Consider the following 21723-nt stretch of genomic DNA (forward strand, 5'->3'; position numbering starts at 1 on the left):
GCGCCCCCGGCGGGCGGGCGAGGCCCTCCCGTTCGACCTGCCCTCCCTTCTCGCCTGCCCGCTGCGCCTCAGGCCTTTCTGCGTTGCGCCCACCGGAGGGCGGGCGAGGCCTGTTCTATCTGGAGAAGACACATGAGTTCCGCTCGCTACGGGCGCATGTTTCCCGGACCGGAGCCGCTGAGCACCGGCCCACGCCTGCTGATGCACGCCGGCGACAACGGCGGAATCTGCGACGGCGCGGCCGTCCTCGACAGCCTGGTCCCCGGCGACGACGACGCCACCGAAGCCGCCGGATGGCCCTTCTTCGGCCAGCTGATCGCCCATGACATCACCGCTGACCGTTCGCCGATCACCGGCGCCGTCCCGACCGACGCCCTGCGCAACGCCCGCGAACCGAAGCTCAACCTGGAGATGCTCTACTCCGACGGCCCGATCGGCTCGGCTTTCCTCTACGACGTCAACGACCCGGCCAAGTTCCTGCTCAGCCCCGACGGCGCCGACGTGCCGCGCAACTCGCAGGGCGTGGCGCTGATCGGCGACCCGCGCAACGACTCGCACCTGTTCGCGCTCAGCCTGCACGTCGCCCTGCTCCGCGCCCACAACCGCATCGTCGACCTGCTGCGTGAAGCTGGAGCCCCTGAGGACGAGGTTTTCGACCGCGCCCGGACCACCCTGACCTGGCACTATCAGTGGGTCGCCGTGCACGACTTCCTGCCCCGGTTGGTAGGCGCACCCCTGGTGGAACAGGTCCTCAACGAGGGTGGCCGCTGGTTCGCCCCCGAACCGCACCAGGGTTACATCCCGCTGGAGTTCGCCGACGCCGCGTTCCGTTACGGCCACGGCCAGATCCGGCACACCTACCGCCTGGTCGCCGGCGGCCCGCTGGTGCCGCTCTTCCCCGACCTGGTCGGTTTCGGCCCTCTCCCCGCCGACCGGCGCCTGGACCTGCCCCAGATCTTCGACGTGCCCGGACACCCATCGGCGCAGCGCGCCAAACGCCTGGACGGCCGCCTGCCCGCCAGCCTGATCGGTCTGCCCGAGCCCCTGACCGGCCCGGTAGCCGAGGACGCCCACCGCTCCCTCGCCGTCCGCGACCTGCTGCGCGGCGAATCCACGGGCCTGCCCAGCGGCGAGGCCGTAGCCCAGCTCCTCGACGCCGACCCGCTGACCGCAGAGGAGCTCGACAAGAACTGGCCAGACGGCACCCCACTCTGGTTCTACATCCTGAAGGAAGCCGAACACCGCGGCGCCGGCGACCGTCTCGGCCCCGTAGGCGGCCGAATCGTCGCCGAGGTCCTGATCGGCCTGCTGCGCGCTGACCCGGCTAGCTTCCTGCACCGCGAGCCCCACTGGCAGCCCACCCTTCCGGCAGCGGGCCTTACCTATGGCCTCGCCGACCTGCTCATGCTCGGCACCGAGAGCTCGGCCACCGAAGCTTCTTCGTCTTCCTTGCCTTCCTTGCTTTCCTCGCCTTCCTTGCCGTCCTCGCCTTCCTCCACGTCCGAAACATCGTCGGAATCCGCGTTCCCCTCGACCTCGGCAGCGACGGCACCGGGCGCGGAGGCTCCGCGAGACACGGCGTTGCCGTCGGGCGTGGGCGCGCTGAGAACGCCGGCGCTTCCGTCGGAAGCACAGGCTTTTCGAGCCCACACGGACGAGCTGTCCCCGCCGGCTTCGCCACCGTTCCGAAAGGTGTCTACGTCCGGCTGTCCGGTCCGACAGTCACGTCGTTGACCAAGGCGTTGACCCATCAGGCTGGCCTAAGGCCGTTGGGCGCCTCCATGCGTGATCCTTCGTCTCGCGGTCCTGCGTTCTCGCCGACGGACGCATTGGTGTGGCGGTCGGTTCACTGAATTACGGCCCGCGCAGGACTCGACATTCGGTAGAGCTGGGCTCGCCCGTTGCGGGTGATCCGCGCTGGCTGACCAGGTCGACGACGGCGGCGCTGCACCCATCGGAGCGGTGTGTTGGATGATCGCGGCATGGGTGTGCGGGCAGAGCTGCGGCGCTTGACCGGAGAACGGGTCCGGGTGCTTCCGGATCCGCACGGCGGCTCCTTCGACGCCGCGGGCGACTTCGACCGGCTGCTCGTCCGGCGGCGGGTGGCAACGCCGCTGCTCGACACCGTGGATCCGCACGGCGAGACATGCCTCGGCGCTGACCGGATGGAGCAACTGACCGCGGAGATCGAACTGTTGCTCGCCGAGGCGGCGCCCGGCCCCGAATACCGCGGGCTGATCCGGCTGCGAACCATGGCCGGTCATTGTGCCCGCACCGGTAGCGAACTCGTCTTCCTCGGCGACTGAGCACTCTGGCCCGACCGATGCCGGGCCACGGGCGATCGCGGAACCGGCGGCCAGCGTGACACCGAGGAAGATGCGTGAAGTCATGGCTCAGGTCTACCGCCTGACCGGTGACAGCCAGGTGTCAACGACTGGCACCTGGCTGTCACCGACGGTCGCCCATCATGGACGAGCGCGGGTCAATCCCACGACCAGCAACGCGAACGCGGCCAGCTCAACCAGTGAGGTGAGCGCCGGGAAGGGCTGAGGCATGGTCAACGTCGGCTCGAAGGCAGACCACGAGGAGAGCGCCACTCTGTGGGTGTCCAACGGCAGCGGCACCGCGCCGATGCTCGCGTCCAGATGTGCCACTGCGGCGATCGCCAGTAGCGCAGCGCCCGCGGCGGCGAGCCACCGGCCATGCCGCGCCAGCACTGCCGCCAGTGCAAGCGCCGTCAGTGCCAGCGCCAAGCCCGGCAGCACGGCCAGGACCACTGCGATCACCGCGTCAAGCTGCCCGGAACGCACAGCGAGCGCCACCTGGGCGATGCGCATGATGGCAAATGCGCCGATCACCATGACCGCGGAGCCAGCCGCGAGAACGCCGCGTCGTCGAGGCCCGCCGTCACGTCGCCAGATCACCGCCAGCAGAAGGATCACGGCAGCCAACGGTGCCCAGCACAGTGCCAGCGCCGACTCGAACTCCGACGGGGTGTCAACGCTGTCCGCCGGAGCCACCATCAGCCAGGCCTGCCCTCCAGCGCCGGGCTCGGCCGGGAGCGTGCGCACCGCATCCACGAGCAACAGCCCGACGGCGGCCGGCAAGGCCCACCGCGGCGCGGACAGCCCGGAGACCACGGTGGACGCCAGAAGGAGCCCATAGAAGAGCACTTCGGCATAGCGCCACACCGGATCGGCCAGCAGAATCCCGGCGGCAGGCGCCGCCGCGAAGACCACCGCACAGATCAACAGCGGGGTACGGGCACGCACGCAGCGCATCCTGTCATGGCGTCAGGAGGAGGTGTCCTGTGGTCGGGTTCGATCGCCGACGTCGACTGGTCGTTCGAAGAACGTCTCCAGCACCACGATGGTCTGCGTGCCGGTGACGCCGTCGATGTCGAAGATGCGGCGCAGGACCGCTTGCAGCTGTTCGGGAGTCGGCGTGCGGACTTTCACCAGCAGCGACGCCGTGCCGGCGATGACGTGTGCCTCCTGAATCTCCGGAATGGCCTCCAGGGCGGTGCGGGTGGGCGGGTCACCCATCCACGCGTCGGCCTGCAACATGACGAAGGCGAGCAGGCCGCGGTCGACCATGGCCGGATCCACGTCGACGGTGGTCCGCTGGATGACGCCGCGCTCGCGCAGCTTCCGCACGCGGTCGTGGGCCGATCCGGCGGAGAGCTCCACCGCCCGGCCCAGCGCTGCGTAGGACTGTGTGGCATCCGCCTGCAGTTGTGCCAGCAATGCCCTGTCGATGTCGTCCACCAGACTCCATTCCGCTGAAACTTGCATTGACCGTATCAGGTTCGGCAGTGCTAGCTTGAAGGCGAATTCCATCAACCCAGCGGTGGAGGGAGCTCCGATGCTCGACACCATTCCGAGCCGATTCCAGGCGTTCGACGAGCGCTTCCGGTATATCGACGGCGACTTCGTCCTCGAGCGTCTGCACGCCGGCTCACGCAAGAGCGAAGGCCCGGCCTACTTTCCGGCGGGGCGATATCTGGTCTGGAGCGACATCCCCAACGACCGGCTGCTGCGCTGGGACGAGGCAACGGGCGCGGTCGGAGTCTTCCGGCACGGCTCGGGATTCGCCAATGGCAACACCGTCGACCGGCAGGGCCGGCTCATCACCTGCGAGCAGGGCAACCGGCGGGTCACCCGCACCGAACATGACGGCACCGTCACCGTGCTGGCCGACCGATACCAGGGCAAGTGGCTGAACAGCCCCAACGACGTGGTGGTCAGGGGCGACGGCACGATCTGGTTCACTGATCCGGTCTATGGCATCGCCAGCGACTATGAGGGTGGCCGGGCTGACAGTGAGTTCGGTGGCGCCTGCTACGTGTTCCGGCTCGACCCGGAAACGGGTGACCTGCGGGTGGTCGCCGACGACTTCTGCCGCCCCAACGGGCTGGCCTTCGCTCCCGACGAGCAGCGGCTCTACATCGCCGACACCAGGCAGGAGCCGAGCCATATCCGGGTCTTCGACGTCACGGCCGACGGCGCGCTCACCGGTGGGAAGATCTTCGCTGAGTGCGACAACGGCCGCTTCGACGGGCTGCGGGTCGACGACGCCGGACGGGTGTGGGCCGCGGCCTGGGACGGAGTGCACTGCTTCGACACCGACGGCGCCCTCATCGGCAAGCTGGTGATGCCTGAGCCGGTCGCTAACCTCACCTTCGGCGGGCCCCGGCGCAACCACCTGTTCATCACCGCCGGCACCAGTGTGTACACGCTGCGCATAACGGTCAACGGTGCCGCCTACCCCGGTATGGTGCACTCGTGAACATTGGCTGGGAACTGGGCGTCACCTCGGAGTTCGATGCGGATCAGGAGGTCGAGCGGCGGGTCGCCTTCCTCGCCGACTCACTGACCGGGGCGCGGGCCGTCGCCCTGGTGCTGGGCATCAGCGGCGGCGTCGACTCGACCACCGCGGGCCGCCTGTGTCAGCTGGCCGCGGAGCGGGTGCGTGCCGGCGGCGGCGATGCCACATTCGTGGCCATGCGCCTGCCGTACGGGGTGCAGCGCGACGAGCACGACGCCCAGGCCGCGCTGGAGTTCATTCGGCCCGACCGGACGCTGACCGTCGACATCCGCCCGGCCAGCGACGCGAGCCTGCAGGCGCTGCGGGACGGTGGTCTGGCCACGACCGACGCCGGCCAGGAGGACTTCATTCTCGGCAACATCAAGGCCCGGCAGCGAATGATCGCGCAGTACGCGGTGGCCGGCGCCCTCGGCGGCCTCGTCGTCGGCACCGACCATGCTGCGGAGGCGGTCACCGGCTTCTACACCAAACACGGTGACGGTGCCGCCGACCTCGTACCGCTGGCGGGTCTGACCAAGCGGCGGGTCCGCGCCGTCGCCGGCGTGCTCGGCGCGCCGGCGCCGCTGGTCCAGAAGGTCCCCACCGCCGACCTGGAGTCCAACCGGCCCGGTCTGCCCGACGAGGCGGTCTTCGGGTTCAGCTATGACCAGATCGACGACTTCCTGGAGGGCAAGCCGGTCGACGACGCCATTGCGCAAGCCATTCTCGACCGCTACCACGCGACCGCCCACAAGCGGCAGATGCCACCGGGCCCGGCCTGACCAACCCGGCTCCCCGGGGCCCGACCGGCCCGGGCCACGTCCACTCCGACCTGTTCCGCGGCCTGGCCGACTGGCAGCAGACATGGTCAGGCTGGGGCGGACGCGAGTGATGAGCGGGCGCTTCGCTGCTGGAGGCGGGCGGTCACGGCCATGGCGACCGCGAGGAGCAGGGCCAGGGCGAAGAAGATGTCAGCACCGGTGAAGGCGGCTCGGAAACCGGCGGCGGGGCTGTCGGCGGCGGCCTGGGTGAAGACGATCGTCAGGATGGCGATGCCCAGCGAACCGCCCAGCTGGTGGGCGACGTTCACGAGGCCGGACGCTGCCCCGGCATCGTGGGGTTCGACACCGGCCACACCGCCGTTGGTCATCAGGATGATGGCGATGCCCTGGCCGATGCCGATCACCAGCAACCGCAGCGCCACGTCGGGGAAGTAGGCCGAGCCGGCCGAAATGCGGGAGAGCCACACCATGCCGGTCAGGGCCACCAGTAGCGAGGCGATCAGCAACGTGGGGCGGCCGAACCGGGCGAGCAGCGGCCGGACCACGTAGACCATGGCGAAGAACATGCCGGTGATCGGGACGAACGCGAAACCGGTCTGGAGGGCGCTCAGGTGCAGCACCTCCTGCAGGTACTGGCTGAGGAAGTAGAAGACGGCGAACGTGCCGCCGACGATCAAAACCCGGCCGGCGTAGGAGCCGGAGCGTTCGACGCTGGCGAACAGGCGCAGCGGGGTGATCGGCTGGTCGGCGCGACGTTCGATCAGGACGAACGCGAGCAGCAGGACAGCGCCGGCCGCCAGCGACACGACGGTGGACGGGGCGCTCCAGCCGGCCGCGGAGGCTTGGATGAAGCCGTAGACCAGAGCGGTCATACCCAGCGTCGACGTCAGCGCGCCACCGAGGTCGAAACTGCCGGTGCGGCGCGGGGTCTCGGTGAGGAACCGCGGCGTGAGCAGGGCGATCGCGATGCCGATCGGGACGTTGATCAGCATGCCCCAGCGCCACGACAGCAGATCGGTGAAGAGGCCACCGACCACGATGCCGACGCTGCCGCCGGCGCCGATGACCGCGCTGTACAGGGCGATCCGGCGGGTTCGGTCGTCCGGGCCGGACGCGTCGGCGACCAGCAGCGCCAACGTCGACGGGACAGCGAGCGAGGCGGCGACGCCCTGCACGACGCGAGCAGCGACCAGCGCCGGGCCGGACGGGGCGAGACCCGCGGCCAGCGACGCCAGGGTGAAGACGGCGATGCCGACGGCGAAGACCCGGCGCCGGCCGAGCAAATCACCGGCGCGGGCGCCGAGCAGCAGCAGACCGCCGAAAGCCAGGACGTACGCGTTCTGCACCCAGGACAGGCCGGCCGCGGAGAAACCGAACTGCTGCTGCACCTGGGGCAGCGCGGTCGTGATGATCGACGTGTCGAGCGTCATCATCAACTGGGATCCGAGGATCAGCGACAGCGCGATGCTGCGGGGCGAGGCCATCGGCCTTCCTTTCCGAGGTGGAATGCGACATCCTCGACCCTCGCGGATCCGCCGCCCGACGGCGCCCGGGTACCACCCTGGCCCGGCCCCTGGTCGAGGCGCAGAGCAGGCCAGGGTTGCCCCGGCGCCGCAAGTGTGGCGCCGAAGGCGACCGCCGCCCTTATGGCCGTGGGCGGCGGTGAGCAGGCGACCCGGTCCGTGATCGCTTGCGGCAAGCGATTCGACGACGTCGTGGCCGCCGACGGCAGCGGGCGGTTGGCTGGCTTTCGTGATCGGCCACGGCCCGGAGGGCTCGGCCGCGCGGGTCGGTTCAGTACGCCGAGAAGTTGAAGCCGATCATGCCGATCACGGCCATCAGGCAGATCGGCACGCCCATGCGGGTCGGTTCCGCACGGCATGCTCGCGCGGGTCGGTTCCGCACGGCATGCTCGTGTGGGTCGGTTCCGCACGGCATGCTCGTGTGGGTCGGCTGGGCACGGCATGCCGCGCGGGTCGGTTCCGCACGGCACGCTTCCGCGGGTCGGTTCCGCACGGCACGCTTCCGCGGGTCAGCACGGCACGCCCACGCTCACCCGAGCCTCGTCCTCGCGGCCGGCCACACGGATGACCAGCGGTACACACATGGGTTTCGGCACGGTGTAGCCGCCGGCGAAGGCTAGCCAGCCGTTCGTTCCCGGGCATGCCGGCACGCGGACGCTTGTTCCTTCCGGGCCTGGGCTGCCCCAGCCGATGCTCACCCCGAGCGCTGCTTCCGGCGCCAGCCGGACCTCCACCGCGGTGTTGGCCCGCACGACCAGGCCGTGCTTGGCGAAGTACCGATTCGGGTCATCGGTGGGGTGCGGCTCCAGCGTGCCGGCGGGCAGCGCGACCGCGTCCAGCACCAGGCGGTATCCCTCGCCGGGCGTGGCCCGGCCGCCGCTGATGTCGTGCGTGCACGGGATGCTCGCGTCGTCGGGCGAGGGCGCCGCTGGCTTGGGTGACGGCTGCGGCGGCTCCGGCGCCGAGCAGCCGGCCAGCAGCAGGCAGGCCACGATCGTCGGGAGCATCCGGGTTCGTCGGCCCGTGACACCGAGGCGCGGGCCGCGGCCTCCGCTCTGACTCCTCACGGAGGGTAGACACCGGGCGGGGGCGATCAGGTTCCTCACGGGAGGTAGACAGGGGCGAGGCGATCAGGTTCCTCACGGAGGTAGACAGGGGGCGGGGCGATCAGGTTCCTCACGGAGGTAGACACGGGGCGGGGCGATCAGGTTTCGCCGACTGCGGTGGGGAACAGCCCGGCGGGTGGCAGCACTCGCTCCGGTGTGACGTGCGAATAGTCCCTGGCCTCGGCCACCAGGCCGTCGCCGGTGAAAAGCAGCACTGTGCAACCGGTGATGGTCAGTGGCTTGTCCTGCGGGTAGGTGACCGCCCAGTACTCCACCGCGGCGCGAGCGCCGTCGACCTGTGGCTCGGCGAACCACACCTCGGCCGGGCGGGTCTCGGCGTCGAAGCACTCCCGGACATAGGTCCGCAGGCCGTCCCGGCCGTGATAGCGCCGGAACATCGACGCCCAATGGTCGCCGTCCTCCGCCTGCAGGGCGACGATCGCCTCGGCGTCACCCGTCGGCCAGGCCCGGGCCCAGGTGTCCGCCCACCGCTGGGCTGCCTCGCGCGTCTCCATGTTGAACCCCCGTCCGCCGTCGACGGGACCTTCTTAGCACCCACCCCCGACAATTTCGGTCCGGATCGGGTTTGACCGGCGGCTCCGGCCGGCACCAGAGTGGTGGCGTGAAACGGGCCATGGCCGCGCTGCTCGTCGCGGCGTATCTGACCCTGGTCGTCGACGTCCTGGGAGACAACCGGTCGGCCACCTCACTGTTGCCGGCCACGGCGTTCCTCCTGCTGGCGACGTGGGGGTACCAGTGGGTGCAGCGAAAAGGCGAGCGCCGGTTCGCGTACGCGTACGTCGTGGTGTTGTTCTTGACGGGTTTCGGGGTCTTCCTCGTCTCGGAGGCCTCGCTCGCCTCGACCCTGATGCTGGTGGTCCTGGTCAGCCAGACGGTGCTGCTGCTGCCGGTGCCCGCGGTGATCGCAGTGGTCCTGCTGCTGCCGCTGTTCCACATCGGCATGGCCCTCGACGAAGGCCTGCGTGAGGGGCTGGGGTTGCTGGCGGCGGCGGTGTTCGCGGCGGCGGTGACCGAACTGCTCAAGCGTGAGCAGGCGGCACGGGCCGCGCTGGCCGAGGCGAACGCCCGGCTGCGGGAGTACTCGGTGCAGGTCGAACGGCTTGCCGCCGTGCAGGAGCGCAACCGGGTGGCGCGCGACATCCACGACGGGCTCGGGCACGCGCTCACCGTGGTGCAGATGCAGATCAAGGCGGCTCGCGCGCTGCTCGAACCGCAGCCCGAGCGGGCCGGCGAGATGCTGGCGAAGGCGCAGGACCAGGCCGAGGAGGCGTTGCGGGAGGTGCGCCGTTCGGTCGGTGCGCTGCGCGAGCCGCGCCCGGCCGTTCCGCTGCCGCAGGCGTTGCGGGTGCTCGCCGAGGAGGCGTCGGCCGCGGGCGTGCCGACGGAGGTGGGTGTGACCGGTGCGGCCCGGCAGTTGCTCGCCGAGGCGGAGGAGTCGCTGTTCCGGGCCGCTCAGGAAGGGCTCACCAACGTGCGTAAGCATGCTCAGGCGACCCGGGCCGCGGTAGTGCTCGACTACAGCGGCGCGGCGGCCGTACGTCTGGAAGTGCGTGATGACGGCGCCGGTGCTGCCGGCGCCGGTGATGGGGGTTTCGGTCTGCTGGGGCTGCGGGAGCGCGCCGCGCATCTGGGTGGCCGGTTGACGTTCGCGTCGGAGCCGGGCGGCGGCTCGACGCTCTGCATGGAGGTGCCCGGATGACCGTGCGTGTGCTGCTCGTCGATGATCAAGCGCTGTTCCGGGAAGCCCTCGCTGTGCTGCTGAGCGTCAGTGGTGACCTGGAGGTGGTGGGCGAGGCGGCCGACGGGGCGCAGGCGGTGGAGCGGGTGGCCGCGCTGCGCCCCGACGTGGTGTTGATGGATCTGCGCATGCCGGTGCTCGGCGGGGTGGCCGCGACCCGGCGCATCCGGGCCGAGCATCCGTCGACCCGGGTGATCGCGCTGACCACTTTCGACGACGATGAGGACGTGTTCGCGGCGCTGCGGGCCGGGGCCGTCGGCTATCTGCTCAAGGACGTGTCGTCGGAACGGCTGGTGGAGGCGGTGCGGGCGGCGGTCCGTGACGAGTCGGTGCTGCACCCGGCGGTCGCGGCGAAAGTGGTGGCCCGGGTCGCCCAGCTGCCCGCCGCGGAGCCGCCGGCCGTGCCGCTGTCCGAGCGGGAGCTCGCGGTGCTGCGGTTGCTGGCCGAGGGCAACAGCAACCGGGAGATCGCCGGCGCGTTGTTCCTGGCCGAGGGGACCGTCAAGAACCATGTCACCAACCTGCTCGGCAAACTCGGCGTGCGGGACCGGACGCAGGCGGCGCTGCGGGCCCGCACCCTCGGCCTGCTGTGATCATGACTTGGACCATGACTTCCGGCACCTGACCCGGACCGCGCCCGGCCGCGACCATCGATGCCATGACTACCTCGACAGCCACCTCGTCCCGCCTCCGCTTCGCCGGCCACTACCTGGAGATGGTCGTGGCGATGTTCGTCGGCATGTTCGCCCTTGGCCCGCTCTGGAATCTCGCGGTGCCCGGCCTCGACGCTCATCCCGACGCCCACGCGATGGTGATGGCCACCAACATGGCGATCGGCATGGCGTTGTGGATGCGCATCCGCAAGCATTCGTGGTCACACATCGGGTGGATGTGTGCCGCGATGTATGTCCCGTTCGTGGTGCTGCTCGCGCCGTACTGGGCGGGGCTGATCTCCGGCGGCACCCTGATGACGGCCGGGCACATCCTGATGTTCCCGGCGATGCTCGCGCCGATGCTGTGGCGGCGCGAGCATCACTGATCCCCGTCAGGCCAGGCGTGCGCGCCGGATGGCGCGGACGCCGACCACCGCCAGCGGGGCGAACAGGCCGGTGAAGACCAGACCGTAGACCAGGGTCAGGCTCACCGGGACGGTGAACATGCCGATCAGGGCGAGCACGTAGACACCGGTGGCCCACCAGCCGAGCACACCGGAACGAGCCAGCCCGACGTAGAGCAGCAACAGACCGAGGAAGCCGAGCATCGCCACGTCCCGCCACGGGCTGAGCAGCGCGCTCGCGTCGACCGCGTCGGAGATCTGCACGGCGACGTCCATCGGCAGCGTGTTGCCGAGCTCCATGCGCCACCAGTCGTCCTTCACGGCGCCGGAGATGTTCAGCATGGTCAGGACCGCGGTCAGCGTGCCGATCAAGGTCAGCACGCGGCCGCGAGCGCCGCGCACCAGCAACGGTACGACCAGCAGCCCGACCCCGGTCAGCATGTTCGAGTAGTGCAGGAACATCGCCGAGACCTGCGTCATCGTGTCGTCGCGGGTCAGCGACTCGATGTAGTCGGCGGTGCCCGGGCCGTCCTGCGGTGGGCTGGTCAGCATGCCGGCGAAGGTGAGCGCCGGACCGGCGATCAGCAGGCTGCCGGCGAACCGGTAGAGAAAGGTGCGGGTGCGGGCCTCGGGAGTGATCGTCGTGCTGTCGGCCGTCGTCGCCGGGGTGATGATCGTGTTCGTCATGCCGAGAAGACTGCCGCCGGCACCCGGGTGGGCGAGTCCGCCGTTGCGTACCGACCGGGTCCGTCTTTTGGCGGACTCGCCGGACGGGTTCCGCTCCTAGCATCTTGATCATGAGAATTTCCGCGCGCGCGATCCCCGCGGTACTCGGGCCGGTCGTCGGCGTGCTGGCGGTCGCCGAGGCGTACCTCGATGCCGCTTTCGCGTCGCACGCCGGCGCGGTCTGGGCGCCCGGCCTGCTGCTCGGCGTGGGTATCGTGCTCGCCACGTGGCTTCCGGTGGCGGGCCCGCTCGTCGCGGTCGCCTGCTTCCCGCTCGGCCTGCTCGTCGGCGCACCGGACATCGGGGGCGCCGGCCTGATCGGCCTGATCGGCATCACCGCCTGGGCCGGCTGGCGGCTGCCGCGGCGCCGGTCCCTGCTCGTGCTGGCCGCCGCCGTCGCAGCCGGGGTGCTGACCTCGTTGCTCGCCGGGCAGTCGCCGTGGGAGGCCATCTTCCAGCCGGTCATCCTGCTGCCGGGCTGGTTCCTCGGGGTGCTGAGCCGCACCAACGGGGAACGTGCCGCCGAGCTGACCCGGCTGGCGGCCGCCCTGGACGCCGAACGCGAACGCACCGCCGAAGCGGCCGTGGCCGCCGAACGCACCCGGATCGCCCGCGAGGTGCACGACGCGGTGGCGCACTCGGTCAGCGTGATCACCCTGCAGCTCGGCGGCCTGCGCCGGCAGCTCACCGACCCGCTGCACCGCGAGGTCGTGCACAACCTGGAACGGCTCGGCCGGCAATCCGTGGCGGAGATGCGCGGCCTGGTGGGCATCCTGCGGGAGACCACCAGCGCCAGCACGCCGGAGCCATCGCTCAACCGCGTCCACGAGCTGATCACCGAGGTCGGCGCGGCGGGATTGCCGGTGCGCCTGGAGGTCACCGGTGATCGCGGCGACGTGCCGCGCCTGCTGGACGCCTCGGCGTACCGGGTGTTGCAGGAGGCGCTCACCAACGTGCTGCGGCACAGCGGCGGGGCGCAGACCACGGTGACGATCGGGTACGCGGCGGAGAAAGTGACCCTGTCGGTGATCAACGAAGCGGGGAGAGCGGTGACCGACACCTCGGAGAACGGCGGGCACGGCATCATCGGCATGCGGGAGCGGGTGGCGCTGTTCCGGGGAACCCTGCGCGCCGGCCCCGAACCCGACGGCGGGTTCGCGGTGCGAGCGACCTTTCCCCTCGGGGACGCGGCATGATCCGGGTGGCCCTCGTCGACGACGAGGCGATGATCCGGGTCGGTCTGAAGATGGTCCTCAGCGGCGAACCCGGCATCGAGGTGGTCGGCGAGGCCGCCGACGGGGACGAGGCTGCCGCGCTGGTCGCACGCACCCGGCCCGACGTGGTGCTCATGGACATCCGGATGGCGCGGATGGACGGGCTCACCGCCGCCCGCCGGATCGTCACGGATTTCCCCGACAGCAAGGTCATCGTGCTCACGACCTTCGACGAGGACGAACACGTGGCGGCGGCCCTGCGCGCCGGGGTCAGTGGTTTCCTGCTCAAGGTCGCCCCGCCGGAACAGCTGATCGACGCCGTCCGCACGGTGGCCGCCGGGCAGGGCCTGCTCGACCCGGCGGTGACCCTGCGGGTGATCGCGGCCTTCGCCGGGACCGAGCCGCCGGCCGCGGCCGACCCGGGACTGCAGCAGCTCACCCCACGCGAACAGGACGTGTTGCGGCTGCTGGCGGAAGGGCTGACCAACGCGGAGATCGCCGCCCGGATGTATCTGGGGGAGGCGACAGTGAAGACCCATCTGTCGCGGATCCTGATGAAACTCGGTCTCAAGACGCGGGTACAGGCGGTCGTCTACGCATACCGCACCGGACTGGCCCGGGGCTGAGTGGCCGGCTCGGCGCCCGCGTCTAGCGGTCCGGTGGGGCGCTCGGTCACGGCGCGCGGCCGATGAGGGTGTTTTGAGGGCGATCGTGGGTTGCCCGGCCTCCGGGCGCGGCGGATTCTCGGGATGCGCCGCCGACCAGAAGGCTGAGGGCCCGCCGTGGACGACCAATTGCTGACCGACCGGGCCGTGCTGATCAGCGGCGGAACCCAGGGCGTCGGCGCGGGCATCGCCCGGGCCGCGCTCCGCGAAGGCGCCACCGTCGTGGTGACCGGCCGGCGACCCGAACCGGGCCGGGCCCTCGTCGCCGAGCTGCGGGCAACCGGGCGCATCACCTACGTCCCGGCCGACGTCGGCGACGTGGCCTCCGCCCGCGCCTCGGTCGCCACGGCCGTCGACCGGATGGGCCGGGTCGACTGCCTGGTCAACGCGGCCGGGCTCACCTCGCGCGGCACCCTGCTGGACACCACGCCGGAACTGTTCGACCAGCACGTAGCGGTCAACCTGCGCGGGCCGTTCTTCCTGATGCAGGCGGTGGTCGCGGACATGCTGCGGCGTGACAGCGGCGGGACCATCGTCAACATCATCTCGACGTCGGAGCTGGGCGGTCAGCCATACCTGGCGCCTTACGTCGCGGCCAAGGCCGGGCTGGCCGGGCTGACCCGCAACGCGGCGCACGCGCACCGTTTCGACCGGATTCGGATCAACGGCCTCGACATCGGCTGGACGGACACCGAGGGCGAGGACCGCACCCAGCGCCAGTTTCACGGCGCCCGCGACGGCTGGCGCGAGGAGGCGGGCAAACACCTGCCGATGGGGCGGCTCAGCCAGGTCGGCGAGATCGCCGACTTCGTCGTCTTCCTGCTCTCCGCCCGCAGCGGCGTCGTGACCGGCTCGGTGATCGACTGGGACCAGCACGTCCCCGGCGGGAGGGACTGACATGCGGATCGGGATCATCGGGCTCGGCCGCATCGGCGCCCTGCACGCGGCCACGCTGTGCGGACTGCCCGGCGTCGACTCGGTCGTGGTCACCGACAGCGCGCCGGCCGCCGTCGAGCGGGTGCGCGCCACGCTGGACGTGGAGACCGTGGCCACGCCCGGCGAGATGCTCACCGGCAAGATCGACGGCGTGGTGATCGCCGCCGCGACCGCTGCGCACCCCGAACTGATCGTGGCAGCCGCCGAGGCCGGTGTCCCGGTCTTCTGTGAGAAACCGGTGGCCGCGACGGTGCGAGAAGCGGTGGCGGTCGAGCAGCGCGTGCGGGGGACCGGCGTGCCGGTCCAGATCGGCTTCAACCGGCGCTTCGACCCCGGAGTCGTCGAGGCACGCCGCGCGGTGCACGCCGGCGAACTCGGCCACCTGCACACCGTGCGCTCGATGACCATGGACCCGGCGCCGCCGTCGGCGGCATACCTCGCCGCCTCCGGCGGCATCTTCCGCGACTGCGCCGTGCACGATTTCGACATCATCCGCCACGTCAGCGGGCGGGAAGTGATCACCGCATACGCCGCCGGCGGCGCCTCCGTCGCCGCGGCCGACGACGTCGGCACCGCGGCCGCGCTGCTCACCCTCGACGACGGGACGCTCGCGGTGGTCACCAACACGCGCTTCAACGGCGCGGGCCACGACGTACGCCTGGAACTGCACGGATCCCGGGGCAGTGTCGCCGCCGGGTGGGACGAGCGGGTGCCGATGCGCTCGGCGGAGAGCGGGGTGAGCTTCCCGTCAGGGACGCCATACCGCTTCTTCCTCGACCGGTTCGCCGCGGTATATCGCGCGGAACTGGCTGCCTTCACCGAGGTGGCCGCCGGCAGTCGCCCGTCGCCCTGCACGATTGCCGACGGCGTCGAAGCGGCCTGGATCGCGGAGGCCTGCACACTGTCGATGCGCGAGCACCGGCCGGTGCTCATCGAAGGTCTCCGCCGGCCGGGAGCTGCTCCCTGACGTGCTCCCGCAGCGGCGCATCGACACCGCGACCGCTCATGGCTCTTTCCAGGAGGTGGCGGTCGGCTCCGTGTGCCCGCATGTGGGCGAGCAGAGCCCGGTAACGATCCGGGCGGTCCCGGACCAGCTCGGTGACCAGGCGCAGCTCGAGCCGGACCGTCGGCACCACATGCCGGCCCACCGCGACGGGCACGAAGTGCTGCCACGGCCCGGGACCGGCGCATTCGGCCGTGTCGCCGTCGGCCGGCCACTCGACCGTGCTGACCTCCACGGGGGTGCCGTCGACGACGACACGGAGGAAATATTGCCGGGACTCGGGAAGCCAGGCCGGCGAGCCGGCGTCGAGCGTGGCGGCGACGCTGTCGGCGTCAGCGCGGGTGGCGACCAGGATGTCGACGTCGGCGGCGGGCATGGGGACGCCCTGCGCCAGCGCGGCAGCGGTGCCGACCAACCGATAGCGCACAGGCGGAACGCGGTCGAGGACCGAGGTCAGAACCGCCCGTAGCCGTTGCTCATCCATGCCGCGATCCTGACAGAGGGGTCTGACATTTTCCGGTCGTCAGAGGCGGGCCGGTGGGGCGTTGTGCGGGGTGATGATCTGGATCGCCGACGGGGTCCACGGCAGCGGGCCGGGGATCACCTTTCGGGCGCGCAGCACCGCCTGGCAGGCCTGCCGCAGATCCTGCCGAAGGTCGTGGTGCAGGACCGCGGAGATCAACCGTTGTCGCAGCAGGGGAGTGTTGTCGCCGTCGAGATCGTGGGCCACGAAGACCGCGTACGCCCGGCGGGCCTCGCGGAACGCGTCGATCACCGCGGCGGTACCGCCGGCTCCCGCGTACATCGAATAGACCGCCCGGATGTCGGGATGCCGGCGCAGAGCCGCACCGGCCGCGGCGTGGACGGCCGCAGGCCGGTCCTCCGCGTCGATGATGTCGATGCGGCGACGGCGCGGGGCGAGTGAGTCCCACTCGGCGCGGAAGCCCGCCTCGCGTTCGTCCTCACCGCGGTAGGTGCCCTCGCCGTGCACCACCAGCACGTCGCCGGGACGGTTGCCGAGCCATTGGTGGACCAGGTAGGCGGCGGTCGCGCCGGCGGCCCGGTTGTCGATACCCACGTACACCGTCCGGCGGCTGGCCGGAAGGTCAGTGACCAGGGTGACCACCGGGATGCCGTGCTCGTCCAGGCGGTCCACGGCGGCGACCACCGGTGGCACGTCCGGAGCCTTCAGGATGACGCCGTGCGAACCGGTACGCGGCAGCCGCTCCAGCACCGTCAGCAGATCGTCGACGGCCGGACTGGACAGCAGATGGAACCGGGCCCGGAACACGAGTGGCCGCAGCGCCGGCAACTCCGCCTCCACCGCCGCCCGGACCGCCGCCGAGAACCGGGGCGGCGCCTGCACCACAACGTCGATCATGAAAGTGCGGCCGCCCAGGACGAGCTGGGTGCGCTGACGGTCCAGATCGTCGACCGCCCGGTGCACCTGAAGCACGGTGCTCTCCCGCACGCCGCCACGCTCGTGCAGCACCCGGTCCACCGTGGCCTGGCTCAGACCGGCCTGCGCGGCGATCTCCCGGATCCGGTACCGGTGCCGCATGCCGTCCAGCCTGAGGGCGTTTTGAGGGTTCCGCAAGGCCCGTCGATGCCCGCAGATTCCTACGGTCGAGAGGACGGCAACCCCGGAAAGGACTCCCGCGATGAACGTCTGGTTCACTGACGCCGACTGCGACCTCAAGGACTTCCGCGTCCTGGTGGAGCAGGTCACCGACCCGCACGACTATCCCCGGGCTCGCACGGTCGAGCTCAACGTCCCCGTTTACGGCCTGGACGTCGCCGACCGCCGGGAACTGCAGTCCGAACTCGTCCGCGCCCTGGCCGAAGGGCCCGGCATCGTGGTCTTCCGGGAAGCGTTCGACCCGGCGGTCGTGGACCGGGCCACCGCGGTCTTCCAGCGGATGATCGCCGAGCAGAAGGAGTCCGGCGTCGTCGGCGGTGACCATTTCGCCAAGCCCGGCGCCAACGACCGGGTGTGGGGCGCACTCGACAAGTTCGCCCTGCGTGACCCCGCGGCGTTCGCCGAGTATTACGCCAACGACGTGCTCGCCCTGGTCAGTGAGGCCTGGCTGGGCGCCGGATACCAGGTCACCTCGCAGATCAACGTGGTCAACCCGGGCGGCCAGGCGCAGGTCGCCCACCGCGATTACCACCTCGGCTTCATGTCGCAGGAGCAGGCGCTGCGTTACCCGGCGCACATCCACCAGCTGTCGCCGGCGCTCACCCTGCAGGGAGCGGTCGCCCATGTCGACATGCCCATGGAGACCGGACCCACCCTGTACCTGCCCCACTCGCAGAAATACCCGGCCGGTTACGTCGCCTTCCACCGGGCCGAGTTCACCGAGTACTTCGAGGCGAACCACGTGCAGCTTCCGCTGCGCAAGGGCGACGCGGCCTTCTTCAACCCGGCGCTGTTCCACGGAGCCGGCACCAACCACAGCCGAGACGTACGCCGGATGGCGAACCTGTTGCAGGTGTCCTCGGCGTTCGGCCGGGCCATGGAGGACGTGGACCGCACCGCGATGGCGACCGCCCTTTACCCGGTGTTGCGGGAGATGAGCGACCCCGCCGCGGTGCGCAACGTCGTCGCGGCGTCCGCCGAGGGTTACGCGTTCCCCACCAACCTGGACCGCGATCAGCCGGTGGACGGGCTGGCGCCGCAGACCCAGGCGGAACTGGTCCTGCGGGCGCTGCGCGAGCGGTGGAGCAGCGACCGGTTCACCACGGAGCTGCGGGCACACGCCGGTCGGCGGATCGCCTCCGCCTAACCTGGGCCCATGCGCCTTCGGATGGAGCTCTTCGTCGACGACATGGACGCCGCGATCGCCTTTTACACCGAGGTGCTCGGCTTCCGTCCGGGCCGGCGCGAGGCGGATTACGCGGTGGTCCGCAGGGGACACGTCGTGCTCGGGCTCGGGCCGGCGTCCAAACTGACGTGGCCGGCGCCCGGCACGGTCAAGGGCGCCGGCGTGGAGATCGTCCTGGAACTCGACGACGTGGCCGAGGTCGCCGCTCTCCACGAGCACTGCGCTGCCCGAGTCGCCGGCGTCGAACCTCTTCGGTCGCAACCGTGGGGCCTCGCCGACTTCCGCCTGCGTGACCCGGACGGCTATTACTGGCGGATCACCCACGGCAATGCCGGCGCCACGGAGTGAGCGGCCTTCCGGCGCTGTGGTTCGAGGTGCGGTCAGCGGCGCTCGTCGAAGTGGCGGCGCGCTGCGCGGCCGGCGTGAAACGCACGGCGGCTCAGCCAGAAGCCGCCGACGACCAGCACGATGATCAGGAGAAGAAGCAGCCAGCGCATCGTCACCTCCGGGTCGGGTCCTGCCTCCTCTGTGCCCGGTCCGGCGCATCATTACGCCACTCGACGATCGATCGCGTAGCGCGTGTGGATCACGTCGGCCGGCCAGTGCTCGGTCTCCGCGACCCGCAACCGCAACTGCTGATCACCCGGGGTGAGCAGCGGTGTGCCCGCTCCCAGGAGGACAGGCGCGACGAACAGCTCCAGAAGGTCGACCTCGCCGGCCGCCAGCAGCGACCGCATCAGCCGCACGCTGCCCCAGACGATGGTGTCGCCCTGCTGCCGATCGCGCCGGTCACGGACGTGCCCGACCGCGTCGGCCACGACCAGGGCCGGACGGTGCTCGCCCCACGGCGCCTGATCGAGCGTCGTGGAGCAGACGGTCTTGGGGATGCGGTTGACCAGCCGCGCCATCGGCTCATCGTGGGCGGTGGGCCAGAACTCCACGAAGATCTCGTAGGTCCGGCGGCCGAGCAGCACCTCGTCGACGGTCTCCAGCAGCGCGACGTTGTGCGCCTCCGAGGCGGAGAAGTCCTGAACCGCCGCGAAGACATCACCCTCGCCACCGGGGCCGGCCACGAACCCGTCCGCCGAGATCCACTGCTGGACGATCACCCGGCCCATCAGCGCGGCCCCAGCCCGGTGCGCCCGTCGATCAGCTCCCGTGCCGCGTCGAGATGGCCCGCGTGCCGCGCGGTCTCCTCGATCATGTGCAGGATCACCCGGCGCAGGTCGGTGGTCTGCGCGGCGAGCTGCTCATCCGGGTGACGGCCGACCGGCGTCGCGCTGAGCGGTGTGGCGGCGATGACCTCGTCGGCGATGCGGCACTGGGCGCGGTAGAAATCGAGGACGGCGACTGCGGGACGTGGCGTGGTCAGCGGCGGCGCGTCGTCGTCGGGCCAGGGCATCGGCGTGACCGAACCGGTGACCACCTCCTGGAACCAGTGGCGCTCGGCGTGACCGAGATGCTCCACCAGCCCGATCGGGCTCCAGCCGGACGGCAGCACCGCTTTGTGCAACTCGGCCTCGTCGAGCCCGTCAAGGACGGCCTGCACGGCGGCTCGCTGATAGGTCAGGAACTCGTGCAGCGCGGCCTTCTCGTCATCGATCCCCGTCATGCCCGCAAGCTAACAGCCGCCACCGACATTTTCGGCTCTACGACGCCGTCACCAGATCGATGATGCGATCGACATAGGCCCTGCGCTCGGCGGCGGTGCCGGGCACGACCTGCGGGGCGGCCCGCGCGAGCTGGGCGTGGCCCAGATAGGCGGTGACCGCCAGCAGCCCCCGGTATCTGGCCTCCTCGGCGGGCAGGCCGAGCGCGCGGAACAGCTCCGCCGTGTACGCCACCCGCCGCTCGGTGACCCGGGCCAGCACCGGTGCGACGTGCGGGTGGTCGGCGGTGGCGAGCATGGCCAGCTCGATGGAGTCGGCGTGCGGGCTGGCGGTCGACTCCATCACCGTCTCGATCAGCGTGCGCAGCTTGGCCAGCGGATCGGCCTGCTCCTCCACCAGCGCGATGACCGCGTCGGTGTGATCGGTCTCCCAACGCTGCAACGCCGCCTCGATGAGGGCGTCCCGGTTGGCGAAATGCCAGTAGAAGCTGCCCTTGGTCGCGCCGAGGTGGGTGGCCAGGGGCTCGACCGCGACGGCCGCGAGGCCGCCGCGGGCCATCGCGTCCAGGGCGGCGGACGTCCAGTCGCCGACGGTGAGCCGGCTCGCTGATTGCTTACGGGGGCGGCGCTCGACCATGTCCATACGGTACGGTACGGAGAAACATACGCCACCGTATGGAGGTGTCATGGCTCTCATCGACAACGTCCACGAGCGGATGCTCGCCGCGCCGGCAGCGGAGGCGGGCCGTCTGCTCGACCTGCTCGGCTCGACCGGCGACCTGCTCTGGCCGTCACCCACCTGGATCCCGATGCGGTTCGACCGGCCCCTCGGCGTCGGGGCCGACGGCGGGCACGGCCCGGTGCGCTATCGCGTCACGGCGTATGAGCCGGGCCGGCGCGTCGAGTTCACCTTCGACCCGCGGATCGGCCTGCCCGGCACCCACACCTTCGAGATCGAGGAGCTCGGCCCGCACTCCTGCGTGCTCCGGCACCGGCTGATCTCGCACCCGTCCAGCCGCATGCGCGTGCTGTGGCCGGCGGTCATCGGGATCTGTCACGACACGGTCCTCGAGCACCTGCTCGACAACGCGGAGCGGGTCCTGACGGGCGACGTCGTCCAGCCGGTCCGCTATCCGTGGCGGGCGCGCCTCGCGGTGGCCCTGGAAAGCGTCCGCATGCGCACCGTTCCCGTGCCGGCCGAGGCCGTCCTGCTGCACGCCGCTCTGCCCGCCCCCGATCTCGCCGACGCCTTCGCGGTCCGGGTCCCACCCGGCACCAGCACCGATCCGCAGACCTGGGCGGATGCCATCTTCCGCAATCCGCCACCCGCGGTCACGGCGCTGCTGCGGCTGCGCAACGTGCTGGTGGCGCCGTTCGGCATCGAGCGCGGCGACAGGTCCGCCTTCGACACCCTCGGCCGTGGGGAGCGGGAAGTTCTGCTCGGCGCTGACGCGCCGCACCTGGATTTTCGTGCCGACGTCCTGGTGGAGCCGGATGACGACGGCACGACCGTCACTCTCTCCACGCACGCTGCGGTGCGTTCACGTGCCGGCCGCGCCTATCTCGCCGTCGTGCGCCTCTTCCACCCGATCGTGGTCCGCGCCATGCTGCGGCGGGCAGCCCGTGTCGCTGTCGCGCCGCCCCGCCGAGGAGGTGAGCACGTCGGCCGGCCGAAGGTTCCCGCCGCCCGCTGAGAGGACGGCCACGGGCGG

Annotated in this window: 25 protein-coding genes; 14 read left to right on the forward strand and 11 right to left on the reverse strand. The window is 71.0% G+C overall.

Annotation, left to right across the window (positions count from 1 at the left end; translation table 11 throughout):
- The first annotated feature begins 132 nt into the window (after positions 1 to 132).
- Both AB0F81_RS16405 and AB0F81_RS16410 read left to right on the forward strand, forming a co-directional pair.
- Entirely contained in the window at positions 133 to 1734 is a 1602-nt protein-coding gene (locus AB0F81_RS16405; protein ID WP_360197481.1) for a peroxidase family protein, read from the forward strand.
- Between the two features lie 248 nt (positions 1735 to 1982).
- A complete protein-coding gene (locus AB0F81_RS16410) occupies positions 1983 to 2306 on the forward strand; it encodes a hypothetical protein (RefSeq protein WP_360197484.1) in 324 nt (107 codons plus the stop codon).
- A 159-nt stretch (positions 2307 to 2465) separates the two neighbouring features.
- Here the strand turns inward: AB0F81_RS16410 and AB0F81_RS16415 are convergent, their stop codons facing one another.
- Together AB0F81_RS16415 and AB0F81_RS16420 are read right to left on the reverse strand one after the other, a co-directional pair.
- The gene (locus tag AB0F81_RS16415) at positions 2466 to 3281 is read right to left on the reverse strand and encodes a hypothetical protein (RefSeq protein WP_360197487.1); all 816 of its coding nucleotides are present in this window, start codon (positions 3279 to 3281) and stop codon (positions 2466 to 2468) included.
- 12 nt (positions 3282 to 3293) lie between these two features.
- Positions 3294 to 3770: an Lrp/AsnC family transcriptional regulator gene (locus AB0F81_RS16420; protein ID WP_360197586.1), complete on the reverse strand. Its 477-nt coding sequence runs from the start codon at positions 3768 to 3770 to the stop codon at positions 3294 to 3296.
- Positions 3771 to 3864: 94 nt separating this feature from the next.
- On the opposite strand from AB0F81_RS16420, the gene AB0F81_RS16425 reads away from it, so the two are divergent.
- Positions 3865 to 4788, forward strand: coding sequence for an SMP-30/gluconolactonase/LRE family protein (locus tag AB0F81_RS16425; protein ID WP_360197490.1), 924 nt, complete (start codon positions 3865 to 3867; stop codon positions 4786 to 4788).
- Positions 4785 to 5588: an ammonia-dependent NAD(+) synthetase gene (gene nadE / locus AB0F81_RS16430; RefSeq protein ID WP_360197493.1), complete on the forward strand. Its 804-nt coding sequence runs from the start codon at positions 4785 to 4787 to the stop codon at positions 5586 to 5588. Before AB0F81_RS16425 ends, nadE begins: the two co-directional genes overlap by 4 nt.
- Before the next feature lie 86 nt (positions 5589 to 5674).
- Here nadE and AB0F81_RS16435 read toward each other — a convergent pair whose 3' ends face one another.
- From AB0F81_RS16435 to AB0F81_RS16445, 3 genes are all read right to left on the reverse strand, one after another.
- Positions 5675 to 7072, reverse strand: coding sequence for an MFS transporter (locus AB0F81_RS16435; protein ID WP_360197496.1), 1398 nt, complete (start codon positions 7070 to 7072; stop codon positions 5675 to 5677).
- A gap of 548 nt (positions 7073 to 7620) precedes the next feature.
- Positions 7621 to 8118: a hypothetical protein gene (locus AB0F81_RS16440; protein WP_360197499.1), complete on the reverse strand. Its 498-nt coding sequence runs from the start codon at positions 8116 to 8118 to the stop codon at positions 7621 to 7623.
- 197 nt (positions 8119 to 8315) lie between these two features.
- The gene (locus AB0F81_RS16445; protein WP_360197502.1) at positions 8316 to 8732 is read right to left on the reverse strand and encodes a nuclear transport factor 2 family protein; all 417 of its coding nucleotides are present in this window, start codon (positions 8730 to 8732) and stop codon (positions 8316 to 8318) included.
- A 107-nt stretch (positions 8733 to 8839) separates the two neighbouring features.
- On the opposite strand from AB0F81_RS16445, the gene AB0F81_RS16450 reads away from it, so the two are divergent.
- The 3 genes from AB0F81_RS16450 (at position 8840) to AB0F81_RS16460 (ending at position 11015) form a co-directional block, all read left to right on the forward strand.
- Positions 8840 to 9937, forward strand: coding sequence for a histidine kinase (locus AB0F81_RS16450; RefSeq protein WP_360197505.1), 1098 nt, complete (start codon positions 8840 to 8842; stop codon positions 9935 to 9937).
- Positions 9934 to 10569, forward strand: a complete 636-nt coding sequence (locus tag AB0F81_RS16455; protein WP_360197508.1) for a response regulator transcription factor — start codon at positions 9934 to 9936, stop codon at positions 10567 to 10569. The genes AB0F81_RS16450 and AB0F81_RS16455 overlap by 4 nt, the downstream gene beginning before the upstream one ends.
- Before the next feature lie 65 nt (positions 10570 to 10634).
- The gene (locus AB0F81_RS16460) at positions 10635 to 11015 is read left to right on the forward strand and encodes a hypothetical protein (RefSeq protein WP_360197511.1); all 381 of its coding nucleotides are present in this window, start codon (positions 10635 to 10637) and stop codon (positions 11013 to 11015) included.
- 6 nt (positions 11016 to 11021) lie between these two features.
- Here the strand turns inward: AB0F81_RS16460 and AB0F81_RS16465 are convergent, their stop codons facing one another.
- Complete coding sequence (locus tag AB0F81_RS16465; protein ID WP_360197514.1) at positions 11022 to 11720, reverse strand: hypothetical protein; 699 nt, start codon at positions 11718 to 11720, stop codon at positions 11022 to 11024.
- Positions 11721 to 11830: 110 nt separating this feature from the next.
- Between AB0F81_RS16465 and AB0F81_RS16470 the strand changes: the two genes are divergently transcribed.
- From AB0F81_RS16470 to AB0F81_RS16485, 4 genes are all read left to right on the forward strand, one after another.
- A complete protein-coding gene (locus AB0F81_RS16470) occupies positions 11831 to 12955 on the forward strand; it encodes a histidine kinase (RefSeq protein WP_360197517.1) in 1125 nt (374 codons plus the stop codon).
- Complete coding sequence (locus AB0F81_RS16475; protein WP_360197520.1) at positions 12952 to 13599, forward strand: response regulator transcription factor; 648 nt, start codon at positions 12952 to 12954, stop codon at positions 13597 to 13599. Before AB0F81_RS16470 ends, AB0F81_RS16475 begins: the two co-directional genes overlap by 4 nt.
- A gap of 156 nt (positions 13600 to 13755) precedes the next feature.
- Entirely contained in the window at positions 13756 to 14535 is a 780-nt protein-coding gene (locus tag AB0F81_RS16480; RefSeq protein WP_360197523.1) for an SDR family oxidoreductase, read from the forward strand.
- Position 14536: 1 nt separating this feature from the next.
- Positions 14537 to 15541, forward strand: a complete 1005-nt coding sequence (locus AB0F81_RS16485; protein WP_360197526.1) for a Gfo/Idh/MocA family oxidoreductase — start codon at positions 14537 to 14539, stop codon at positions 15539 to 15541.
- On the opposite strand, the gene AB0F81_RS16490 is transcribed toward AB0F81_RS16485, so the two are convergent.
- Positions 15504 to 16061 carry a hypothetical protein gene (locus AB0F81_RS16490; protein WP_360197529.1) on the reverse strand — a complete coding sequence of 186 codons (558 nt, stop codon included), beginning with the start codon at positions 16059 to 16061 and terminating at the stop codon, positions 15504 to 15506. The genes AB0F81_RS16485 and AB0F81_RS16490 overlap by 38 nt on opposite strands.
- A 39-nt stretch (positions 16062 to 16100) precedes the next feature.
- Positions 16101 to 17138, reverse strand: a complete 1038-nt coding sequence (locus AB0F81_RS16495; RefSeq protein WP_360197532.1) for a LacI family DNA-binding transcriptional regulator — start codon at positions 17136 to 17138, stop codon at positions 16101 to 16103.
- Positions 17139 to 17238: 100 nt separating this feature from the next.
- Between AB0F81_RS16495 and AB0F81_RS16500 the strand changes: the two genes are divergently transcribed.
- Together AB0F81_RS16500 and AB0F81_RS16505 are read left to right on the forward strand one after the other, a co-directional pair.
- Positions 17239 to 18363: a phytanoyl-CoA dioxygenase family protein gene (locus AB0F81_RS16500; protein WP_360197535.1), complete on the forward strand. Its 1125-nt coding sequence runs from the start codon at positions 17239 to 17241 to the stop codon at positions 18361 to 18363.
- Between the two features lie 9 nt (positions 18364 to 18372).
- Positions 18373 to 18750, forward strand: a complete 378-nt coding sequence (locus tag AB0F81_RS16505) for a VOC family protein (RefSeq protein WP_360197538.1) — start codon at positions 18373 to 18375, stop codon at positions 18748 to 18750.
- 200 nt (positions 18751 to 18950) lie between these two features.
- On the opposite strand, the gene AB0F81_RS16510 is transcribed toward AB0F81_RS16505, so the two are convergent.
- From AB0F81_RS16510 to AB0F81_RS16520, 3 genes are read right to left on the reverse strand one after another with little or no spacing between them, the layout of a single operon-like run.
- Entirely contained in the window at positions 18951 to 19520 is a 570-nt protein-coding gene (locus AB0F81_RS16510) for a dihydrofolate reductase family protein (RefSeq protein ID WP_360197541.1), read from the reverse strand.
- Positions 19520 to 20014 (reverse strand): DinB family protein, encoded by a 495-nt coding sequence (locus tag AB0F81_RS16515; RefSeq protein WP_360197544.1) that lies wholly within the window; start codon positions 20012 to 20014, stop codon positions 19520 to 19522. Before AB0F81_RS16515 ends, AB0F81_RS16510 begins: the two co-directional genes overlap by 1 nt.
- 37 nt (positions 20015 to 20051) lie before the next feature.
- Positions 20052 to 20648, reverse strand: coding sequence for a TetR/AcrR family transcriptional regulator (locus AB0F81_RS16520; RefSeq protein ID WP_360197547.1), 597 nt, complete (start codon positions 20646 to 20648; stop codon positions 20052 to 20054).
- Positions 20649 to 20697: 49 nt separating this feature from the next.
- Between AB0F81_RS16520 and AB0F81_RS16525 the strand changes: the two genes are divergently transcribed.
- The gene (locus tag AB0F81_RS16525; RefSeq protein ID WP_360197550.1) at positions 20698 to 21705 is read left to right on the forward strand and encodes a DUF2867 domain-containing protein; all 1008 of its coding nucleotides are present in this window, start codon (positions 20698 to 20700) and stop codon (positions 21703 to 21705) included.
- The last annotated feature ends 18 nt before the right edge of the window (positions 21706 to 21723 follow it).

This window comes from Actinoplanes sp. NPDC024001 (assembly GCF_040638955.1).
In the GTDB taxonomy this organism is placed as follows: domain Bacteria; phylum Actinomycetota; class Actinomycetes; order Mycobacteriales; family Micromonosporaceae; genus Actinoplanes.